We start from the raw sequence: 16,257 nt of genomic DNA on the forward strand, positions 1-16,257 counted from the left end.
CGCCACGTTTCGCAAGCGTCGCATCTGAAAGCGAGGATGCCATGCGAATGTTACTTGCGGGGATCGTGATCGTGCTGGCTACAGCCGCCCATGCCCACCAAGCGCCATCGGGCTTCACCTACGAGCCCTTCTGCTGCAACGGTGACGGTGAGAACGGCGATTGCCAAAGGATTTCCTCTAAAACGGTCCACCCTAACCAAGGCGGATACGAAGTGACGCTTCTTCCTGGCGACCATCGGTTGGCAACGCGTAGTCACGTTTTTTCAATTCCACAATCGCAAGTGAAAGAATCGCCGGACGGTGCCTATCACCTGTGCCTATTTCCCAACGAGGATACGGTTCGTTGCTTTTACGCGCCGCCAATGGGTTTTTGACGTAAGCGAGAGCAGGCGCACGCCGATTATCGCCGTGCGTGCGCTCGGCATGTCATCTGCGTCGCCTGCGGCCGCAAAATCTAACCTGGGGGCCCGGTGTAGCCGACCGCATTCGGCCCCCCGTTCATTTCTCGTAGCTTGACAACGTACTGCTGCGGGCGAAGCCAGATGCCGGGAGTCTTATATCCCATGGAGCGAGCGATTTTCCCCACGAAGGCATTGCAGTTGCTTACTGTCGCCTGCCAGAAATGGGTACTGGCCTGCAGCTTGCGTATGTACGCAACAACTTCCCTGTATTCCTGTTCGTTCAGCGTAACGCGCCAGCTAGCCGATCTGTACCTGTCATCCAGGTCTCCGTCGCTCTCCCCGGTCTCGGCTGGCACCGGAATATAATGGCCCAGAATGTAGGGTACGGCACTGTTCGACGCCGGATGCAGACCGGCCACTTCGCGATCAATTATGTTGCCCGTCTTGCCCATACGCCCAAAAATCACGTACGTGTGGCCGTAGCTGAGGGCATAGCGGGAACGGAACTCAATGAAGAATCGCCCTACCTTTTGTTGATTTCGCGCTGCCGTGACCACATTCCGTGGTGTCGTCGTAGAGACTGTCGGAGCGGCTACACCGTCGCCGGACGCAGAACCCGGCCTCGTCTCCCCTAGCGTTGGACAAACCGCTGCTGCGAGTGCGAGCCAGGTTACAAACAATAGGCGACCGCTCATGAGCAACTCCATTCACGAACTTCGACGAGCACACACATGAAGCTGGATGATTGGACGGCCACGCCGTATGCCTTCAGCCCGATCTGGTCCGGATCAAGCGTTGAGGGGCTCGATGCGAAGCCTCCAAAGTTGCGACTTTGATTGTAGAGTACCACAAACAGACCTGGCCACATAGAGACCTAATACTCTCTAAGGCTTGGCCGTTAAGTGCCGGAATGCTAGAAGAGTGTTGTATTTCTCGTCTGCGCGTAAGCAGGGCAGAAATGAACGATGAACTCATTACACGCCGGGGGCTCGTGCTGGGCAGCTTGGCACTGATGACGTCCGGATGTACGCCTGCAATACCACGGGCTTGGGGGCCGATTTCCTCTGCCTTCGCAGCTCCCCCAAGAGTAGATCCGCGTTATAGGCGTCAGCAGGTGCCATACAATGGAAGTGAGCAGCCGGGGACCCTTGTGGTCAATACATATGACCGTTTCCTCTATGCTGTGGAGGAACACGGTTGGGCAACCCGCTATGGCGTAGCGGTCGGCGAGGAGGGACTGACTCTCAAGGGTAGAGCGACCATCCAGCGAAAAGAAGTGTGGCCTTCGTGGAGGCCCAGTGAAAGTATGATGAAACGGAAGCCGCGCCTACTGCAATATGCAAGTGGCGTCCCCGGTGGACCAGACAACCCTCTTGGTGCCCGTGCGCTCTATCTCTACCGCGACGGACGCGACACCCTCTTCCGGCTGCACGGCACAAACGAGCCATGGCTAATAGGCCAAGCCGTATCGAACGGGTGCATCCGTCTAACGAACGAGGATGTCATTGAACTCTACGACCGCACTCCTTTGGGAACGACGGTCTTGGTGATCTGACGATCTGGTCGGCGTCCGATGCTTCGTCTGTGCCTTGCCCGGGACGCGTTCTTGGGAATCGCTCTGGCGTGCAAATTAGCCACTTATCATGCCTTCATCGCGCCGTTCGGCATGTATCTGCAAGATACGCAGCCAGAATTAGAATCGTGAGAACTTCATAACAAGAAGTTGACGGGACGCCGATGACGCTGTAGGAAGAACCATCGATACTTTGTTTGCCGATATTGTTTTTGCAGCGCTCTGCGCCTCTTGATCAACTTTCCCTCTCAAAAGTCGAAACCACCGCCGTGCGTCGCACGGTGGTCGATCAGTCGTGCGATGAAAGGGTTTGTTATGACCACTGGCACAGTTAAATGGTTCAACGCCACCAAGGGCTTCGGCTTCATTCAGCCCGATGATGGCAGCGCCGATGTGTTCGTTCACATCTCCGCCGTCGAGCGCGCCGGGATGAGATCGATCGTCGAAGGCCAGAAGCTCGGCTTCGAACTGGAGCAGGATCGCAAGTCGGGCAAGATGTCCGCAGGCCAGCTCCAAGCCGCTTAAAGCTTGAGCCTCCCATGGCCAAGGATGTACTGGCATGGCGGCAATAGCATTTAAAGGCCAGGCGAATGTCTGGCCTTTTTCCGTTAGGCGGTTGAGCGATCCGGGTGCGCCGGACGGACTGTACGGTTTCAAATCGGCTCCACCGCAACCTCCGAGATTCGAGTAGGACGATTTATTGAGAACTCCGAACGACAACAGCTTCGCCGAGCGCCGCAAGACTGCACATGAGGCCAGACTCAAGCTTTTGACGAAATTTGCATCCGCGCCGAAGCCTACCGATCCAGCTATGCGGGAACGTCTGGCGGCGCGCGAGGCTGCCGCTGTTGCAAGGACGGCCCGCCGCGCTGAGCGCGACGCGCTGAAAGCAGCCGAAAACGAGCGCGTACTGGCGGACACCGCCGCTTTGGCTGCTGCCGCAGAGGTTCATGAAAGGGCCGAAGCCGAAGCCCGGCAGGCCGAAGTCAACAATCGCACCGCGTGTGTCGTAGCGGATGAGGCCGCGCGCAAGGCAGAGCGCGATCGCCGCTATGCTGCTCGCAAGGCGCGTCAGGGCTAACAAACATGCGACCGCCTCGAAGCGTGGATCCAACCCGCTTCCTCGCTGCTGGAAAGAGATTCCAATCAATGAACGCCCACGCCCATCGACCGGAAGCGGCCATCGAAGACACCGCCGGTGCGTGGTTGAAGATCCTTGCAAAATACCGACAGCCACGATTGAGCCGCAGCGCGTTCGAGCTACTTGTGACGGTTTGCCCATTTGTCGCGCTTTGGGCCTTGACCTACGTATCCCTGATGCAGGAGTTCTGGCCGGGGTTGATCCTCGTCGTCCCGGCAGCCGGCTTTCTGCTCAGGCTATTCATGATCCAACACGATTGCGGACACGGATCGTTCTTCGCACGGCGGCGTCTCGATACATGGATCGGGCGCACGCTCGGGGTCTTGACCCTCACACCTTATGATTACTGGCGACGGGCTCATGCCCTGCATCACGCATCCGCCGGCAATCTGGATGAGCGTGGCATCGGCGACATCACCACCCTCACCGTCGAAGAGTATCAGACGCGCTCCTGGTTGGGGCGCCTTGCTTATCGGCTTTATCGGCATCCGCTGGTGATGTTCGGCATCGGACCAGCCTGGCTCTTTCTATTTAAACAGCGGCTGCCTTTCGGGATGATGCGCTCCGGTGCCATGCCGTGGGTTTCAACCATGAGCACCAATCTGGCGGTCGCAGTCCTGGCTGCCTCGATGATATGGACCATGGGGTTTGTTCCCTTCATTCTGATCCATCTGTCTATCGTCCTTCTCGCGGGCGCCGCAGGCGTCTGGCTATTTTATGTCCAGCACCAGTTCGAGGAAACGCATTGGTCGAAGACCGAAGAATGGCAATTTCCTGAGGCAGCCCTCCACGGTGCGTCTCATTACGACCTGCCTGTCGTGCTTCGCTGGCTGAGCGGCAATATCGGCGTTCACCATATTCACCACCTCTCGAGCAGAATTCCCTACTATCGACTGCCGGAAGTGTTGCGCGAACATCCGGAGTTGGCAAAGATCGGCCGCATCACCCTGTGGCAGAGCCTTGGCTGTGTGCGATTGGCGCTTTGGGATGAGCGCATTGGCAAGCTCGTTTCCTTCCGGGAAGCGGCGTCAGCGAACATAGTCCAACAACCTTCCGGCGACTTCAAAACGGCGTCACCAGAAATCATTCACGCTAGGATCGAACATTGATTACGACTGCAAAGACAAGGACCAACACAGCCGCTTTGGAGGTGACGCTGACGCCGACCCAGATCAGAGGCCTGAAGCTTGCGAAAGATGGCGACCTCTATCCTCAGGAGGGCGGGAAGTGGACGCATTTCGATGCCGCGGTAACTTATGCGAAAACAGATCGCTTCAAGGAGCGGCCGATCAAGGTGAAATCGCTGACCACAGCAACGTTGGAAGAGTTGACAGACCGTGGCCTTCTGCAAGCCCTCAATCTCGAGGTTGCATCAGAACAGTCCGCGCGCGGCATTACGATGGCCGGCAAGATGTGGCTGCTGAAGCACAAGTAACGCAGTCCACGATACGCGCTGGAATTTGGCAAGAGCTTTTCCACCGTCGAAAGCGTCGACCTCGAGCTGGCGCATCTTTTCGGCAGTCGCCGGTCCGACGCCGTGGAATTTCTTGACGGGAAGTTGCGCTACAAGGCGGGGCCGTCCTTCGGCGCAATGACGAGCTGGCCATCCGGCTCAGTGCGCCGTTTGCGCCAGCGCGTAGGGTGAGGGGAAGTCGCGTGCAGCGTTCTGCGTCGCGAACGAGGTGACGAGGAAAATCAGTCCAAGCAGCGCGGGGAGCGCGCCGAGAGGTTTACGAACGCCAAGGTGCGCCATGGCGGAAAGGACAAGGTGAAACAGCATCCCAGCGTAAGCCACGTCGCTCAGCGCCACGCTGTATCGCGACAACACCACGGCCACGGCAAGAATCTTGACGGCGATGAGGACGTGGACGAGGTATGCCGGATATCCGAATCCAACGATCGTTGTTCGAACCCACTCGGTCTTTACCAAGTAGGTCACGGCGGAAGAGAGATACAGCAGACTAAGAAGCGTCGTGCTGATCCAGTAGATGTGATTTTCGGCCATTGAATATCCCTTCCCGCTGGGTTCCCGGCGGGTTTCGTGCGTGTCGATTTTTGAGGGCTCCAGCGCAACGCAGCTCTGGTGTTCGCAAAGAAAATGTAGTGTAAGGTCGATATGCGCAAGTAGGATGAATTCGGATGGGCTAGTATGGCAATGCATACTGAGGATAACGACGCCATCAACATGCACGAGGAGATGCGTCGAGCCTTCTCGTTGCTTTCCGGCAAATGGAAGCTGGAGATCATGTGGCTGCTCAACCAACGGGTCTACCGCTTCGGCGAGCTACGGAAGGCTATCCCCGGCATTACGCAGCATATGTTGACGGCGCAACTGCGGGAACTGGAGGCGGATGGACTCGTTTCGCGAACAGTGTTCGCCGAGGTGCCGCCACGGGTCGACTACGAGATCACCGCCAAGGCAAGGGGTCTTGGGCCGACCATGGAAGCCTTGACCGCGTGGTGGAACGAGTACGGCAAGACGGTCCCGGTGCGGACTACGACCCGAGGAAGACAGACTACGTCAAAATAGAAACGCAAACTTTAGCCAGACGGTTAACGTCAGCCTACCCGAGGTGTGTTGAAGGCACGGAGGGTCTTCTCCTCTTACAGCCGCTCGTACGTCACGCGCCAGCCTTCGGCGGCATTTGTCGGCGTGATCACCAACTGGTCTTCCGTCACTTCAAAATTCCGCTCGAGCCGTTGTCCGATTAGGTTGCGAACGAGCGATGAACCCACGGTGATGGCAAACGTCTTTTTCGCTTCGTCGATTTCGACCGGGCCATAATAGGCCTCATAGCCATTTGCTGTGTAAGGCGTCGGCTCCGCCGCAGCGTCCGGGTTCATGGCCTGCACGGATAGTGTGCCGCTTTTCGAGAAGATCACCTGCCCGGAATACGGAATCGTGTTCTGTCTGCCGCTTGCGTCGGTGAACTGAAGGGAGGTCATGTTCCACGCGCCAACGATAGAGCCCTTTTCGTCGTTGGCGAGGGCCGGGGACGATACGGCCATAGCCATTGCTACGAGCGCGATCTTGAAGTTGTTCATCAGGTAGGTCCTTTCTTGATGGATGGAATGAAGGTGTGGTGTCAACTCCGCTCTATGCGCACCGGGAATTCGCCGCGAACAAGCAGAGGTTTGAAGCCTTCCTCGAAGCGGCCGAGCCTGATCAGGCCATCCCACTTATAGTCGGCGTAGAAGAGCGCCAGGTTTCCCCAGGGTTTGAAGTAGCAAAGATCGCCCGGCTGTTCGTTGCCAAACGGCCCGCTACCGTCTTCGGTGAGCTTGCGGGGAAGGTGGACGATCTTCTCGTTTCGGCCGTAGTCCTCGATCTTTAGGCTCAGGGGCAGCATCGACGCGAAGTCTCGTGCCGACGGATTGTCATAGAGTGTCGCCGTCATAGCGTAGTCGCCAAAGCTCATCCTGATACGAACGTCTGTCGGCTCCTGATTGTCCGGATCGCGCCCCTGTTGTGCGAACGATGCAAAAGGCAGAGCAGCGGAAATCAAGGTTCCGGCCAAGATTTCTCGGCGGGTAAGATGTGAAGGCGAAGGCATGCTCTTCCTCCGTCAGACAGGCTGCGCGGTAGGACGGAAAAGGATTTCGTTGATGTCGACGTCGTCAGGCTCGTTGACGGCAAAGGCCACGGTTCGGGCAAAGGTATCGGCGCTCACCGCGATCTTGCTGACGAACTCCTTGGTCCCCGCCTGAATGTCCTTTTCGCTGATATGTTCGAGGAGCTCGGTGCTGACAGCGCCCGGAGAGATGATCGTGGTGCGGATGTTGTAGGGCTTAACTTCCTTGCGCAGGCCTTCGGAGAGGGCGCGGACTGCATGCTTGGTGGCGCAGTAGACGGTCGCTCCTGGATCGACTACATGACCATAAACCGACGACACATTGATGATGTGTCCGGATTTCTGGGTCTTCATGTGGGGGAGTGCGGCGGCTACGCCATACAGGACGCCCTTGATGTTGACGTCGATCATGCGGTCCCATTCGTCGATCTTGAGACGCTCAAGCGGAGCCAGAGGCATCAGGCCCGCATTGTTCAGCATGACGTCGATGCGGCCGAACGCCTGGACTGCCGAGTCCACAAGGTGCTTGACCTGATCACGGTCCGTCACGTCTGTCTCGACGGCTTTTGCCTTATGACCTTTTGCTGTCAGTTCGCTGGCGAGAGCCTCGATGCGATCGGCCCTACGAGCACCAAGGATGACGATGGCGCCACGCTCGCCAAGGTGGCGGGCGGTTGCTTCGCCCAGTCCACTGCTTGCGCCAGTAATCACGACGACCTTGTTTTCGATCCCTTGCGACATGACGATCTCCAGTTCAAATTTGGATTGGTGTTAGATGCCCGGACGCGACATCGTGGCGAGTATGGCAGACCCGGCGAGCAGGACGGCGGCCAGCAGGAACGCACTCCACCAACCGACGGTGTCGAAGAGCATCCCTCCTGCGAAAGCGCCGCCCGCAATTGCAGACTGGATCAACGCGACCTGAAGTCCGCCACCAGCTTCGAGGTCATCCGGGATGATCCGCGTCATCCAGGTGTTCCACGCGGCCGGGATCGGCGTTGAGAGGAAGCCCCACAGAATGAGCGCGGCTGCTGTGACAGCTTTAAACGCGCCGACACCGATGAACAGGGCTGCGAGAAGCGCGAGGACGCATGGAATCCCGATCAACGCGGCACTCAGGTGTCGTCGAAGCACGAATCCGATCAAGAACGTTCCGGCCAGGCCACCGAGGCCCAAGCCGAGCAAGACCATGGAAAGGATGTTGATATCGAGGGCAGTGACCTGTTCGAGGAAGGGCCGCAGGTAGATCGATAGCGAGTTCATGCCGATGAACGCGAGCGCCGTTGCCGCCATTCCGATCGCGAAGGTGCGGTTGCGGAGCAACCCGAACATCGTCATCACCGATACGACGGCGGCGGGCGGCATCTTCGGCAGCACAGCGAATTGCCATACCAATGCCGCCAGACCGATGGGTACCGTAATTAGAAAGGTAGCTCGCCAGCCGATGAGACTTCCCAGGAAACTGCCGAGCGGCGCGGCGGCAACGATCGCCAGCGCGGTCCCGCCCTGCAGGAGGGCGATGGCCTTGGGGAGGTCGGGGCCGGACGCGAGGCGTGCGAGGATAGCAGTCGAGAGCGACCAGAAGCCGCCGATCGCGATGCCGACCATCGCTCGGCCCATCAGGAAAACTGGAAAGCTCACTGCAAGCGCTACCACAAGGCTGGAGACCGCCAACACCGCTGTATAGACGAGGACAACCGTTCTCCTGTCCACTCTGCTCAAGACCGTATTTCCGAACAGGCTGGTCATGACTGCGAAAAAGCCGGACACCGCGATCGCAAGCCCCGCTTGACCTTCGGTGACAGAGAGGTCCCGAGCGATCGGGGTCAGAAGGCTGGTCGGCAAGAACTCGAGCCCCACCAGGAGAAAGGTGAGGAGCGATAGGCAGGCGACCGCGCCCCAAGGCGTTGTCTCCACGCGGCCTGTAAAACCTTCCTGCAGTGTGATCTCAGTCATTCGTCTATCTCGCTTCTGTTGTGAAGCAAGATAGTCGGGTTGGTTTTGAGCCACTAGAAGGTATAGTCTGCATGTCGTGGTGAAGTAGGCTCAACAATGCGTCGTGACGAATTCGCGGAAATGAAAGCCTTCCTGGAGGTCGCGCGGGAGCGCAGCTTCACGCGCGCGGCGGCGAAGCTGGGTGTGACACGCTCGGCTCTAAGCCATACCATCAGGGCGCTGGAGGAGCGGCTCGGTGTACGTCTCCTTGCCAGGACGACACGTGACGTAGCTCCGACAGCCGCAGGAGAGCGTCTTGTCGAGAGGATTACACACCATTTTGAAGGCATCGCGTCGGAAATCAATGCGATCAAGGAACTGAGGGATCGGCCGTCGGGTCATGTTCGTATCGTTTGCCCCGATGACGCTATCGATCTGGTCTTCCGACCGAGGCTTTCCGCTTTCCTCAGAGACAACCCGGACATCACCGTAGAACTCATCGTGGATAACGGGTTCACAAATATCGTGGAGCGGCAGTTCGATGCCGGGCTCAGGCTTGGCGAGGCCGTCGCCCGCGACATGATAGCTGTTCGGGTGGGGCCGGATGTGACGTACTCTGTTGTGGGCGCGCCTGCATACTTCGCGCGGTTTCCGCTTCCATCAAACCCTCAGGAACTGACCGGCCACGACTGTGTCAACTTGCGACTGCCCACATCTGGGACGCTCTACGCATGGGAGTTCGAGCAAGACGGTCGTGAGTTCAGTGTGCGGGTGGAGGGGCCGTTGACGCTCAGCAATATCGCCTCGGCAATCGACGCCGCTCTCGATGGGATCGGGCTCGCCTACGTGCCGAAAGATCTGGTTCGCCAATATGTGGAAAACAGCTCGCTCCGGAATGTCCTCGAGGACTGGTGTCCGACATTCCAAGGCTACCATCTCTATTACCCCAGCCGTCGCCTTCCTTCACCGGCCTTCCGTGCGTTCGTGGATTTCTACCGATGGAGAGCCGACCGATAGGCACCTGACGGTTGGCGCGTTGTTTTAGAGTTGGAGAAGCCGAACCAATGACTGCGAAGGCGCCGAGCGGTCGGTGTGTGCAATCACCGCTGCTCGCGCCTTTGAGATGAAAAGGTTTTCGTAAGAACAGGGTCGTCGGTTCGGTCAGTGGCAAGGGTCTATATCAAAACATTGGTCCTGAATCGCATCGTTGCACCTATTCATCCATCAGGCCGTCGAAGACTTCGAGCATGGCGTTGCTGATGGCCTTGCCGAGCGCGGCCGCAGTCTCCGCAAGTGCTTCCTCATTCATGTCGCGCGCCGCCATCGCAAAGGCGGCGCCTTCAACCGTCACGATCTCCTGCGCGCGTTGGATCGTCCACAGGGCAAAGTCGCTGCGGTTGGTGATTTCCACGGTTTCCATCATTTCTCCTGATTTGTTCGAGCGGATGCCTTATAGCGGATCTGGCGGACACACTGCAGTCCTAAGAGTCGTCTAAAGAATGAACCCGAGATAGCGAATGACGCAGCAGTTCGATCTGTTTGTTTCGCCGGAGGCAGCACCGGTGAAGGTGACCGGTTCCCCGGCGATGAAACGCCATTCTCAGGCAGCGTTGAGCGAAGACGAGATGGTGCGGCACCTCCAGGAGACGGGCCGGTACCGTATCCTGAAAAAGCTTGAGCCTCGCCCAGTCCCGGCATCCGCGCGACCGGGATTTCCGCTGAGAGGTGTGATCCTCGATACCGAGACCACCGGTCTCAATCATCGCAAGGACGAGATCATCGAGATCGGCGCGGTCGCATTCACATTCAACGCGGCTGGAAACATTGGCGATGTTATGGGCGTCTATGGTGGATTGCAGCAGCCGAGCGTTCCCATCCCACCGGAAATCACCCGTCTCACCGGCATCACTGACGAAATGGTGGCCGGCCAGATGATCGATCTTTATCAATTGCGCGCCGTGGTCGAACCGGCCGATCTCGTCATTGCGCACAACGCCGGCTTCGACCGGCCATTCTGTGAGGCATTCTCGCCCATTTTCACCGGAAAAGCCTGGGCCTGCTCGGTCGCCGAAGTCGATTGGTCGGCGCGTGGCTTTGAGGGCACCAAGCTCGGCTACCTGATTGGACAGGCGGGCTATTTCCACGAAGGCCATCGGGCCGTCGACGACTGCTTTGCCCTGCTCGAAGTCCTCGCGCAGGATGAGGGAGAGCCGGGACAAACGCCGTTTTCCGAACTTTATGAGACGAGCCAGCGATCCCGCATTCGCATCTTCGCGGAAAACAGTCCGTTCGACATGAAGGATCACCTGAAGGCGCGTGGCTATCGCTGGTCGGACGGCAGTGACGGCCGCCCGAAGTCATGGTGGATCGAGCTTGCGGAAGACGCCATCGACGACGAACTCCGCTATCTGCGCTCGGAAATCTATCGGTGGGATGAAGCCGATCCACCGATCAAGCGGCTCACAGCATTCGACCGGTTCAAGGCCTGAGAAGCCATTCGCTGAGCGGACGTCGCGTGCGGTGGCAGAGCATCGGTGGGTCTACGCTCTGTCCTTCTTATCGAGGCCTCAATAACCCACGGTAAAACGCTGCTTGACGTGTCGGGGATTCTCGATCTCATCGGCCAGCGCGATCGCATAGTCCTCGAAGGAAATGCTGCTGCCGTTCTCATTGCTGAGGAGCTGGTCGCGGCCGAGGTGAAATTTGCCGGTCCGTTCGCCGGGAACGAACATCGCCGACGGTGATAGGAACGTCCAATCGAGATCGTCGACGGTCCTTAGAAGATCGAGGAAATCGGCACCTTTCGAGGCTTCGGCTTTGTAGGCTGCCGGAAAATCCGGTGTCGTGACGAGCCGGACGCCGGGCGCGACTTCGAGGCTGCCGGCGCCGCCGACGACGAGGTAGCGCTTGACGCCGGAATTCCGCGCCGCCTCGATCAGGATCCCGGGGTCGCTGGCGGTGAAATGAACGGCACTGATGACGGCGTCATGCCCCCTGATGAGCGCTGCCAGGCCGATCTTGTCGAAGACGTCACCCTTGACGGCGGTTACGCCCGGAAGTGCGGCGATCTTCTCCGGATTGCGGGCGATCGCGGTCACCCCATGCCCACGGTCGGAGAGTTCTTTCAGAATGCGCGAGCCTGCATTGCCGGAGGCGCCGATGAGGGCGATGTTTGCCATTGACTATTCCCTTCTTGTTTAAGTCGGTGGAGGCTACTCAGCCCCACTTCATCTCGCCTTTTGCCACCTTGGCGCCGAGTTCCAACGAGCCGGCGTCTTTCAGATCCGGATAGCGCCCGGTCATGGCGGCCATCAGCGCAGCGCTGTCCTTGGCCTTGGCCGCTTCCTCATCGAATGCGCGGAGATAGTCGCGGCTGAACTCGACGGCCGCTAGCCCCTGAGGAGCGCCTGCGGCTTGGTGGGCGGGAAGCACGACCTTCGGTTTGCGCGCGGCCATGGCGTCGAGCGCCTTGATCCAGGCGGCGCGCTTTTCGGGCGTCGCCTCGTCGGCGACCCAGACATGGATGCCGGAGGAGACGAGTACGCCACCGAACACCGCCCCCAGCGACGGCACCCAGAGATAATGGCGGTCGTGCATATCCGGCACGTCGACGATCTCGATGCTGTTGCCTTCGAGATCGAGCGTGTTGGCGTCCGAGGCCGAGTGTAGGACCCAACGGCCGTCGCACCGGCATCAGTCGGCACGCGCAAAGAGCTGGCGGTCGCGAGCGCGCACGGGATCGGTCCAGTCGCGTTCGAACCAGGCGGCTTCGCCCGTCTGCGGTGGCAATTGCAGCTCGAGCGGATGCCCGGTTTCTTCCCCATCTTCGGATGCGACGCGGAATCGGTAGTGGTCGTACATCCTGAGTGCTTCGATCATGTAGCTGGTCGCCACCGTGCGATCGCGGACGAGCACCAGATTTTCGCCGTTCTCGAGGTCGGCTGGCTCCGAGAAATTATAGGAGCCGAGGTAAACCCGGGCTGTCGGCTTGTCGAAGTCGAGAACGACGAATTTGTGGTGCATCCTCGTTCCGCGCTGATTTCCATGGACGCCGGCAAGCCCGGATGGTTCCGTCAGGAACGGCGGCGGAACGTTGCCCGTCAGTGCTGCCGCGCGCACGACACGGCGGCGACTGTCGGGACTGAACACGGTTAGTCCCAAGTTATCGGCTGCAACCCGCCCGTCTGCGATGCCCATGACATGCACATCCGGCTTTCGCAACGCCCGCCCCAAGGCCGGGCCAATCGGTCCCCTCGTGGTCTGGCCGAGGAAGGCCAGCGAGAAGAACACGCTCGACCCCGCGGTGTCGATATCGGCGCCGATCTCATTGAGCAGGCCGTTGGCTTCGCTGTGCGGAGAAAAGGCGACCTTCGCGTCGATGCCGTCCAGCCCCAGGTCATGCCAGCCGCGGGAACTGGCCGAGGCGATGAAATCCGCCGCACCTTCCGCCGTGAAGTAATTCTCGAAGGCGGCAAAATAGTCGCCGACCGCGCTTGCGCTTTGAACAACGAGGCTATTGTTCGACTGAACATAAAAGCCCCGCCAACTGTGGTTCGTCGAACCGTAGACGACGGTATCGATACCGCCTCCGCGGACAGCGATCGACTTGTGATGCTGCAGGTTTGCCATGTTCTGGCGCTTCACGTTTTCCGCGCCGGCCGAGGCGATCAGGCGTTCGGCCGCGTGGGTCTCGGGGGAGTCCGGTCGTCCGTGTCCTTTGGTTCGGGCGCTGTCGTCGACAATGACCTTGAGATTTGGCCCAAGCGCTTCCAGCCGTTCGACCACCGCCGGCAGATTGAGGTCATAAGCAATGACGCGGACCTCCGCGCCTGCATCGCGAGAGCGCTCGAGCAGCGAAAGCGTTTCGGCGCGCGCTTCGAACCCCATCCAGGCGAGTGCGCGTTCGGCATCGGCATGGGTGGGCACGAAGTCCAAGCCCTCATCCCCATCAGGCGGCACCAGCGTGATCAATGGTCCGCCGGCTGCGAAGTTGCGTACGAATGCCTGCGATGAGACAAAACCCCGGGTGAAGGCGACGTTGAGCTTGCCGGGAATGGTTTCGCGCATCAGCGCCAGTTCCGTTTCCTGCGCCTCGCCAGAAGTGAGCGCACCGTCAGCACCCATGAACATCGGCATCACTCGATAGACGAAGGCGCCTGGCAGATCTGCGTTGAAGGGAAAATGCACCCAGCGGAATTTTTGGATCGGCGCGTCAGTGGTGCGAATACCGTCCCCGGGGACGTCCTGGCCAGGGAAGCCGATGCGATTGCGCACGTTCTTGAAGACATCGGTTCCAGGCTCTCGATACTGGATCGCAAAACCAACGAAGTTGGTCGGGGGCCGGCCATCCTTCCAGTCCATTCCCAGAAGCAGCATGCCGTCGCCGCGATGGATGGTGAGAGAAAATGGTGCCGCCGCGTTCTTGCCAGTGACCCGAAAGTTCGTATCCATCCGCGCCTCCCCAGTTGACCGGCGGAATCTATCACGGTTGTGCGACAGTATGGAGATGCCCGATAAAGTTTAAGTCCAAGAATAGCGCGGGCGCCAGCAAATGGATCTGGGCGAGGTGGGTCACAAAGCAAGTGCGAGCTGTGGTTGGCTTCCCTCATCGGCATGATCGAGGCAGGAGAGGGTCACGCCCAGTAGTCGAATGCCCTTTGAAACAGGAAAGATCGGCGACAACAGCAGTCCTGCGATCTCGGCAAGTTCCGCAGCGCTCGCCACCGGCGCGGCGGCCGTCTTGCTTCGGGTGATCTGGGTGAAGTCGGCCCATTTCACCTTCAGCGTTACGGTCTTGCCGCGCATACCATTGTCCTTGCAGTACCGCCAGACCTTGCTGATCAGCGATTGCAGGCAGGCCCGGGCTGCCTCGATGTCATGAATGTCCTCCCGGAACGTATCCTCGGCGCCGACCGATTTGCGGGTGCGATCGGGCTTAACCTCCCGTTCGTCGATGCCGCGGGCGATCCAATAGAACCATGGCCCCGACTTCCCGAAATGCTGCTGCAGAAAGGAGAGATCACGGGCCTTGAGATCGGCGCCGGTCTCTATCCCGAGTTTTTGCATCTTCTGCGCCGTCGCCGGTCCGACACCGTGGAATTTCTTGACAGGGAGCGCTTCGACGAAGGCAGCGCCATGCTTCGGCGTAATGACGAACATTCCGTCGGGTTTGCGCTGGTCCGACGCGATCTTGGCGAGGAACTTGTTGTAGGAGACGCCGGCGGATGCGGTGAGCCTGGTTTCGGCCTTGATCCTGGCGCGGATCTCCTCGGCGATCTCGGTTGCGAGTTCCATGCCCTTCAGGTTTTCGGTGACATCGAGATAGGCTTCATCGAGTGACAGTGGTTCGATGAGCGGTGTGTATTCGGCAAAGATCGCATGGATCTGCTGCGAGACGGCCCGATAGACGTCGAAACGATGCGGCACGAAAATCAGGTCTGGACACTTGCGTTTGGCCGTCACCGAGGGCATCGCCGAGTGAACGCCGAATTTGCGGGCCTCGTAGCTGGCAGCCGCGACCACGCCGCGCGCCTCAGGATGGCCGACGGCGACCGGTTTGCCTCGAAGCTCCCGATTGTCGCGCTGCTCGACGGAGGCGTAGAACGCGTCCATGTCGATGTGGATGATTTTGCGCACGCGGCCGCCAGCGGAGGGAATGACTTCCGCTCCACGTCTGTCCTCACCCTCGGGCTCTTGTGCGGTCAACATCCATGTCCTTTCAATCGCCGCCGTCTATTTTATCCGGACCGCTGACAGGATCGAGCAGCAGGCTTTTGTCAAAATTTTTCTGCGAGGGCTTCGCATGATCGTCTTCTCCGTATCCCACTGTATTTCATCGGTGAATCTGCAAATACGCGCGCATGCATTCAAGTCTGTCGATCGCTTCACCTGAGAGTCGCTTGACGGTTGATCGACTCCTCTTCGATTTTAGAACGGAAAGGGAACATACCAACAGTTTCGGCAGTTGCAAGGCCCAAGGAGGCACCATTGCATGACCATGCCGTCGCCCCCGTTATCGCCTGGTTGCGCGAGCGCAACGAGCCGCCGAAGGTAGGGCGGTTTGCGGTCGTGCGCTTCCGTTCGATGCTACGACGATCGACAGCCGGCTGCCCGGGGGAGGACCCGTGCTCGGCGCTCTCCATGATGTCGTCGGCGGCGGGACGAACCGCTGCCACTTTTCGCCGCGGCATCAGCCCGCGAAAACGAGACGGTAGCGTTGTTCAATGAACCGGTGGTGGCGCTGAGACCGATCACATCAGGCGGCGACGTGGTCGAGGATTATGGCCATATCGCGTTGACCCTGCAAAACCATCCGGTTTCGTCTCCGCAGGAGGATCTGGCGAAACGCCGGATTGTCACCTGTCGGGAAGCGATGCAGGCTCGAGGCGGCTGGCCTTGTTCTCGTTCGCCAACCACGGCCAAGGGCGTGAGTTCATCGCCATCGAGGATGAATCCGGGATCGCCAATCTGCTCGTCTGGGTCAAAACCTTTGAGAAACAACGACGCATCGTGCTTGGCGCCGGCATGCTCGGCGCCTACGGCCGCATCCAGCGGGAAGGGGACGTCGTGCACCTCGTCGCCCACCGGCTGACCGATCTTTCCTCGTATCTTGGAAGCGTCATGCGTCACGAAAGG

At 59.3% G+C, this 16,257-nt stretch carries 20 protein-coding genes and 2 pseudogenes; 10 read left to right on the forward strand and 12 right to left on the reverse strand.

Going from position 1 to position 16,257, the window contains the following annotated elements; all coding sequences use genetic code 11:
• Nucleotides 1–41: 41 nt before the first annotated feature.
• Entirely contained in the window at nucleotides 42–374 is a 333-nt protein-coding gene (locus K9B32_RS12750) for a hypothetical protein (RefSeq protein ID WP_224562548.1), read from the forward strand.
• An 80-nt stretch (nucleotides 375–454) separates the two neighbouring features.
• Here the strand turns inward: K9B32_RS12750 and K9B32_RS12755 are convergent, their stop codons facing one another.
• Nucleotides 455–1,108, reverse strand: a complete 654-nt coding sequence (locus tag K9B32_RS12755) for a hypothetical protein (RefSeq protein ID WP_224562551.1) — start codon at nucleotides 1,106–1,108, stop codon at nucleotides 455–457.
• A gap of 251 nt (nucleotides 1,109–1,359) precedes the next feature.
• On the opposite strand from K9B32_RS12755, the gene K9B32_RS12760 reads away from it, so the two are divergent.
• From K9B32_RS12760 to K9B32_RS12780, 5 genes are all read left to right on the forward strand, one after another.
• Complete coding sequence (locus K9B32_RS12760) at nucleotides 1,360–1,956, forward strand: L,D-transpeptidase (protein ID WP_224562554.1); 597 nt, start codon at nucleotides 1,360–1,362, stop codon at nucleotides 1,954–1,956.
• A gap of 333 nt (nucleotides 1,957–2,289) precedes the next feature.
• Nucleotides 2,290–2,499: a cold-shock protein gene (locus K9B32_RS12765; protein WP_224562556.1), complete on the forward strand. Its 210-nt coding sequence runs from the start codon at nucleotides 2,290–2,292 to the stop codon at nucleotides 2,497–2,499.
• A gap of 175 nt (nucleotides 2,500–2,674) precedes the next feature.
• On the forward strand, nucleotides 2,675–3,055 hold the full coding sequence (locus tag K9B32_RS12770) for a DUF6481 family protein (protein WP_224562557.1): 381 nt from the start codon (nucleotides 2,675–2,677) through the stop codon (nucleotides 3,053–3,055).
• Between the two features lie 68 nt (nucleotides 3,056–3,123).
• Nucleotides 3,124–4,224, forward strand: a complete 1,101-nt coding sequence (locus tag K9B32_RS12775) for a fatty acid desaturase (RefSeq protein WP_224562559.1) — start codon at nucleotides 3,124–3,126, stop codon at nucleotides 4,222–4,224.
• On the forward strand, nucleotides 4,221–4,550 hold the full coding sequence (locus K9B32_RS12780) for a hypothetical protein (RefSeq protein ID WP_224562561.1): 330 nt from the start codon (nucleotides 4,221–4,223) through the stop codon (nucleotides 4,548–4,550). The genes K9B32_RS12775 and K9B32_RS12780 overlap by 4 nt, the downstream gene beginning before the upstream one ends.
• A gap of 54 nt (nucleotides 4,551–4,604) precedes the next feature.
• Here K9B32_RS12780 and K9B32_RS12785 read toward each other — a convergent pair.
• Together K9B32_RS12785 and K9B32_RS12790 are read right to left on the reverse strand one after the other, a co-directional pair.
• Nucleotides 4,605–4,729, reverse strand: a pseudogene (locus K9B32_RS12785) (DNA polymerase IV); the annotation flags it as partial.
• Entirely contained in the window at nucleotides 4,728–5,120 is a 393-nt protein-coding gene (locus tag K9B32_RS12790; RefSeq protein ID WP_224562563.1) for a DoxX family protein, read from the reverse strand. The pseudogene K9B32_RS12785 and the gene K9B32_RS12790, both read right to left, overlap by 2 nt.
• Before the next feature lie 144 nt (nucleotides 5,121–5,264).
• On the opposite strand from K9B32_RS12790, the gene K9B32_RS12795 reads away from it, so the two are divergent.
• Nucleotides 5,265–5,645: a winged helix-turn-helix transcriptional regulator gene (locus K9B32_RS12795; protein ID WP_224562564.1), complete on the forward strand. Its 381-nt coding sequence runs from the start codon at nucleotides 5,265–5,267 to the stop codon at nucleotides 5,643–5,645.
• Nucleotides 5,646–5,719: 74 nt separating this feature from the next.
• On the opposite strand, the gene K9B32_RS12800 is transcribed toward K9B32_RS12795, so the two are convergent.
• The 4 genes from K9B32_RS12800 to K9B32_RS12815 are packed head-to-tail and all read right to left on the reverse strand — an operon-like array spanning nucleotide 5,720 to nucleotide 8,643.
• Entirely contained in the window at nucleotides 5,720–6,160 is a 441-nt protein-coding gene (locus K9B32_RS12800) for a lipocalin-like domain-containing protein (protein WP_224562566.1), read from the reverse strand.
• 41 nt (nucleotides 6,161–6,201) lie between these two features.
• Nucleotides 6,202–6,669, reverse strand: coding sequence for a cyclophilin-like fold protein (locus K9B32_RS12805; protein WP_224562568.1), 468 nt, complete (start codon nucleotides 6,667–6,669; stop codon nucleotides 6,202–6,204).
• 12 nt (nucleotides 6,670–6,681) lie between these two features.
• Complete coding sequence (locus tag K9B32_RS12810; protein WP_224562569.1) at nucleotides 6,682–7,428, reverse strand: SDR family oxidoreductase; 747 nt, start codon at nucleotides 7,426–7,428, stop codon at nucleotides 6,682–6,684.
• Between the two features lie 30 nt (nucleotides 7,429–7,458).
• Nucleotides 7,459–8,643 (reverse strand): MFS transporter, encoded by a 1,185-nt coding sequence (locus K9B32_RS12815; RefSeq protein ID WP_224562570.1) that lies wholly within the window; start codon nucleotides 8,641–8,643, stop codon nucleotides 7,459–7,461.
• Nucleotides 8,644–8,739: 96 nt separating this feature from the next.
• On the opposite strand from K9B32_RS12815, the gene K9B32_RS12820 reads away from it, so the two are divergent.
• The gene (locus K9B32_RS12820; RefSeq protein WP_224562572.1) at nucleotides 8,740–9,639 is read left to right on the forward strand and encodes a LysR family transcriptional regulator; all 900 of its coding nucleotides are present in this window, start codon (nucleotides 8,740–8,742) and stop codon (nucleotides 9,637–9,639) included.
• Between the two features lie 196 nt (nucleotides 9,640–9,835).
• On the opposite strand, the gene K9B32_RS12825 is transcribed toward K9B32_RS12820, so the two are convergent.
• Nucleotides 9,836–10,042, reverse strand: coding sequence for a hypothetical protein (locus K9B32_RS12825; protein WP_224562575.1), 207 nt, complete (start codon nucleotides 10,040–10,042; stop codon nucleotides 9,836–9,838).
• A 97-nt stretch (nucleotides 10,043–10,139) separates the two neighbouring features.
• On the opposite strand from K9B32_RS12825, the gene K9B32_RS12830 reads away from it, so the two are divergent.
• Complete coding sequence (locus K9B32_RS12830; RefSeq protein WP_224562578.1) at nucleotides 10,140–11,111, forward strand: 3'-5' exonuclease; 972 nt, start codon at nucleotides 10,140–10,142, stop codon at nucleotides 11,109–11,111.
• 78 nt (nucleotides 11,112–11,189) lie between these two features.
• Here the strand turns inward: K9B32_RS12830 and K9B32_RS12835 are convergent, their stop codons facing one another.
• The 4 genes from K9B32_RS12835 to dinB all read right to left on the reverse strand — a co-directional run bounded on the left by K9B32_RS12835 (nucleotide 11,190) and on the right by dinB (nucleotide 15,330).
• Nucleotides 11,190–11,801 carry an NAD(P)-dependent oxidoreductase gene (locus K9B32_RS12835; protein ID WP_224562581.1) on the reverse strand — a complete coding sequence of 204 codons (612 nt, stop codon included), beginning with the start codon at nucleotides 11,799–11,801 and terminating at the stop codon, nucleotides 11,190–11,192.
• 37 nt (nucleotides 11,802–11,838) lie between these two features.
• On the reverse strand, nucleotides 11,839–12,228 hold the full coding sequence (locus K9B32_RS12840; RefSeq protein ID WP_224562583.1) for a hypothetical protein: 390 nt from the start codon (nucleotides 12,226–12,228) through the stop codon (nucleotides 11,839–11,841).
• 87 nt (nucleotides 12,229–12,315) lie between these two features.
• Complete coding sequence (locus K9B32_RS12845) at nucleotides 12,316–14,073, reverse strand: phospholipase D-like domain-containing protein (RefSeq protein WP_224562586.1); 1,758 nt, start codon at nucleotides 14,071–14,073, stop codon at nucleotides 12,316–12,318.
• Nucleotides 14,074–14,193: 120 nt separating this feature from the next.
• Nucleotides 14,194–15,330, reverse strand: coding sequence for a DNA polymerase IV (gene dinB / locus K9B32_RS12850; protein WP_224562606.1), 1,137 nt, complete (start codon nucleotides 15,328–15,330; stop codon nucleotides 14,194–14,196).
• Between the two features lie 448 nt (nucleotides 15,331–15,778).
• On the opposite strand from dinB, the pseudogene dnaE2 reads away from it, so the two are divergent.
• Nucleotides 15,779–16,242: pseudogene (gene dnaE2 / locus K9B32_RS12855) on the forward strand (error-prone DNA polymerase); the annotation flags it as partial.
• Nucleotides 16,243–16,257 lie beyond the last annotated feature (15 nt).

The sequence above is a fragment of the Rhizobium sp. 3T7 genome (genome assembly GCF_020166565.1).
Taxonomy (GTDB): domain Bacteria; phylum Pseudomonadota; class Alphaproteobacteria; order Rhizobiales; family Rhizobiaceae; genus Rhizobium.

Coding starts and splice junctions, on each gene's coding strand:
- K9B32_RS12845 (WP_224562586.1), bottom strand. CDS start 14,073: ATGGATACGAACTTTCGGGTCACTGGCAAGAACGCGGCGGCACCATTT.
- K9B32_RS12825 (WP_224562575.1), bottom strand. CDS start 10,042: ATGGAAACCGTGGAAATCACCAACCGCAGCGACTTTGCCCTGTGGACG.
- dinB (WP_224562606.1), bottom strand. CDS start 15,330: ATGTTGACCGCACAAGAGCCCGAGGGTGAGGACAGACGTGGAGCGGAA.
- K9B32_RS12800 (WP_224562566.1), bottom strand. CDS start 6,160: ATGAACAACTTCAAGATCGCGCTCGTAGCAATGGCTATGGCCGTATCG.
- K9B32_RS12810 (WP_224562569.1), bottom strand. CDS start 7,428: ATGTCGCAAGGGATCGAAAACAAGGTCGTCGTGATTACTGGCGCAAGC.
- K9B32_RS12815 (WP_224562570.1), bottom strand. CDS start 8,643: ATGACTGAGATCACACTGCAGGAAGGTTTTACAGGCCGCGTGGAGACA.
- K9B32_RS12755 (WP_224562551.1), bottom strand. CDS start 1,108: ATGGAGTTGCTCATGAGCGGTCGCCTATTGTTTGTAACCTGGCTCGCA.
- K9B32_RS12790 (WP_224562563.1), bottom strand. CDS start 5,120: ATGGCCGAAAATCACATCTACTGGATCAGCACGACGCTTCTTAGTCTG.
- K9B32_RS12835 (WP_224562581.1), bottom strand. CDS start 11,801: ATGGCAAACATCGCCCTCATCGGCGCCTCCGGCAATGCAGGCTCGCGC.
- K9B32_RS12775 (WP_224562559.1), top strand. CDS start 3,124: ATGAACGCCCACGCCCATCGACCGGAAGCGGCCATCGAAGACACCGCC.
- K9B32_RS12795 (WP_224562564.1), top strand. CDS start 5,265: ATGGCAATGCATACTGAGGATAACGACGCCATCAACATGCACGAGGAG.
- K9B32_RS12820 (WP_224562572.1), top strand. CDS start 8,740: ATGCGTCGTGACGAATTCGCGGAAATGAAAGCCTTCCTGGAGGTCGCG.
- K9B32_RS12760 (WP_224562554.1), top strand. CDS start 1,360: ATGAACGATGAACTCATTACACGCCGGGGGCTCGTGCTGGGCAGCTTG.
- K9B32_RS12750 (WP_224562548.1), top strand. CDS start 42: ATGCGAATGTTACTTGCGGGGATCGTGATCGTGCTGGCTACAGCCGCC.
- K9B32_RS12830 (WP_224562578.1), top strand. CDS start 10,140: ATGACGCAGCAGTTCGATCTGTTTGTTTCGCCGGAGGCAGCACCGGTG.
- K9B32_RS12765 (WP_224562556.1), top strand. CDS start 2,290: ATGACCACTGGCACAGTTAAATGGTTCAACGCCACCAAGGGCTTCGGC.
- K9B32_RS12805 (WP_224562568.1), bottom strand. CDS start 6,669: ATGCCTTCGCCTTCACATCTTACCCGCCGAGAAATCTTGGCCGGAACC.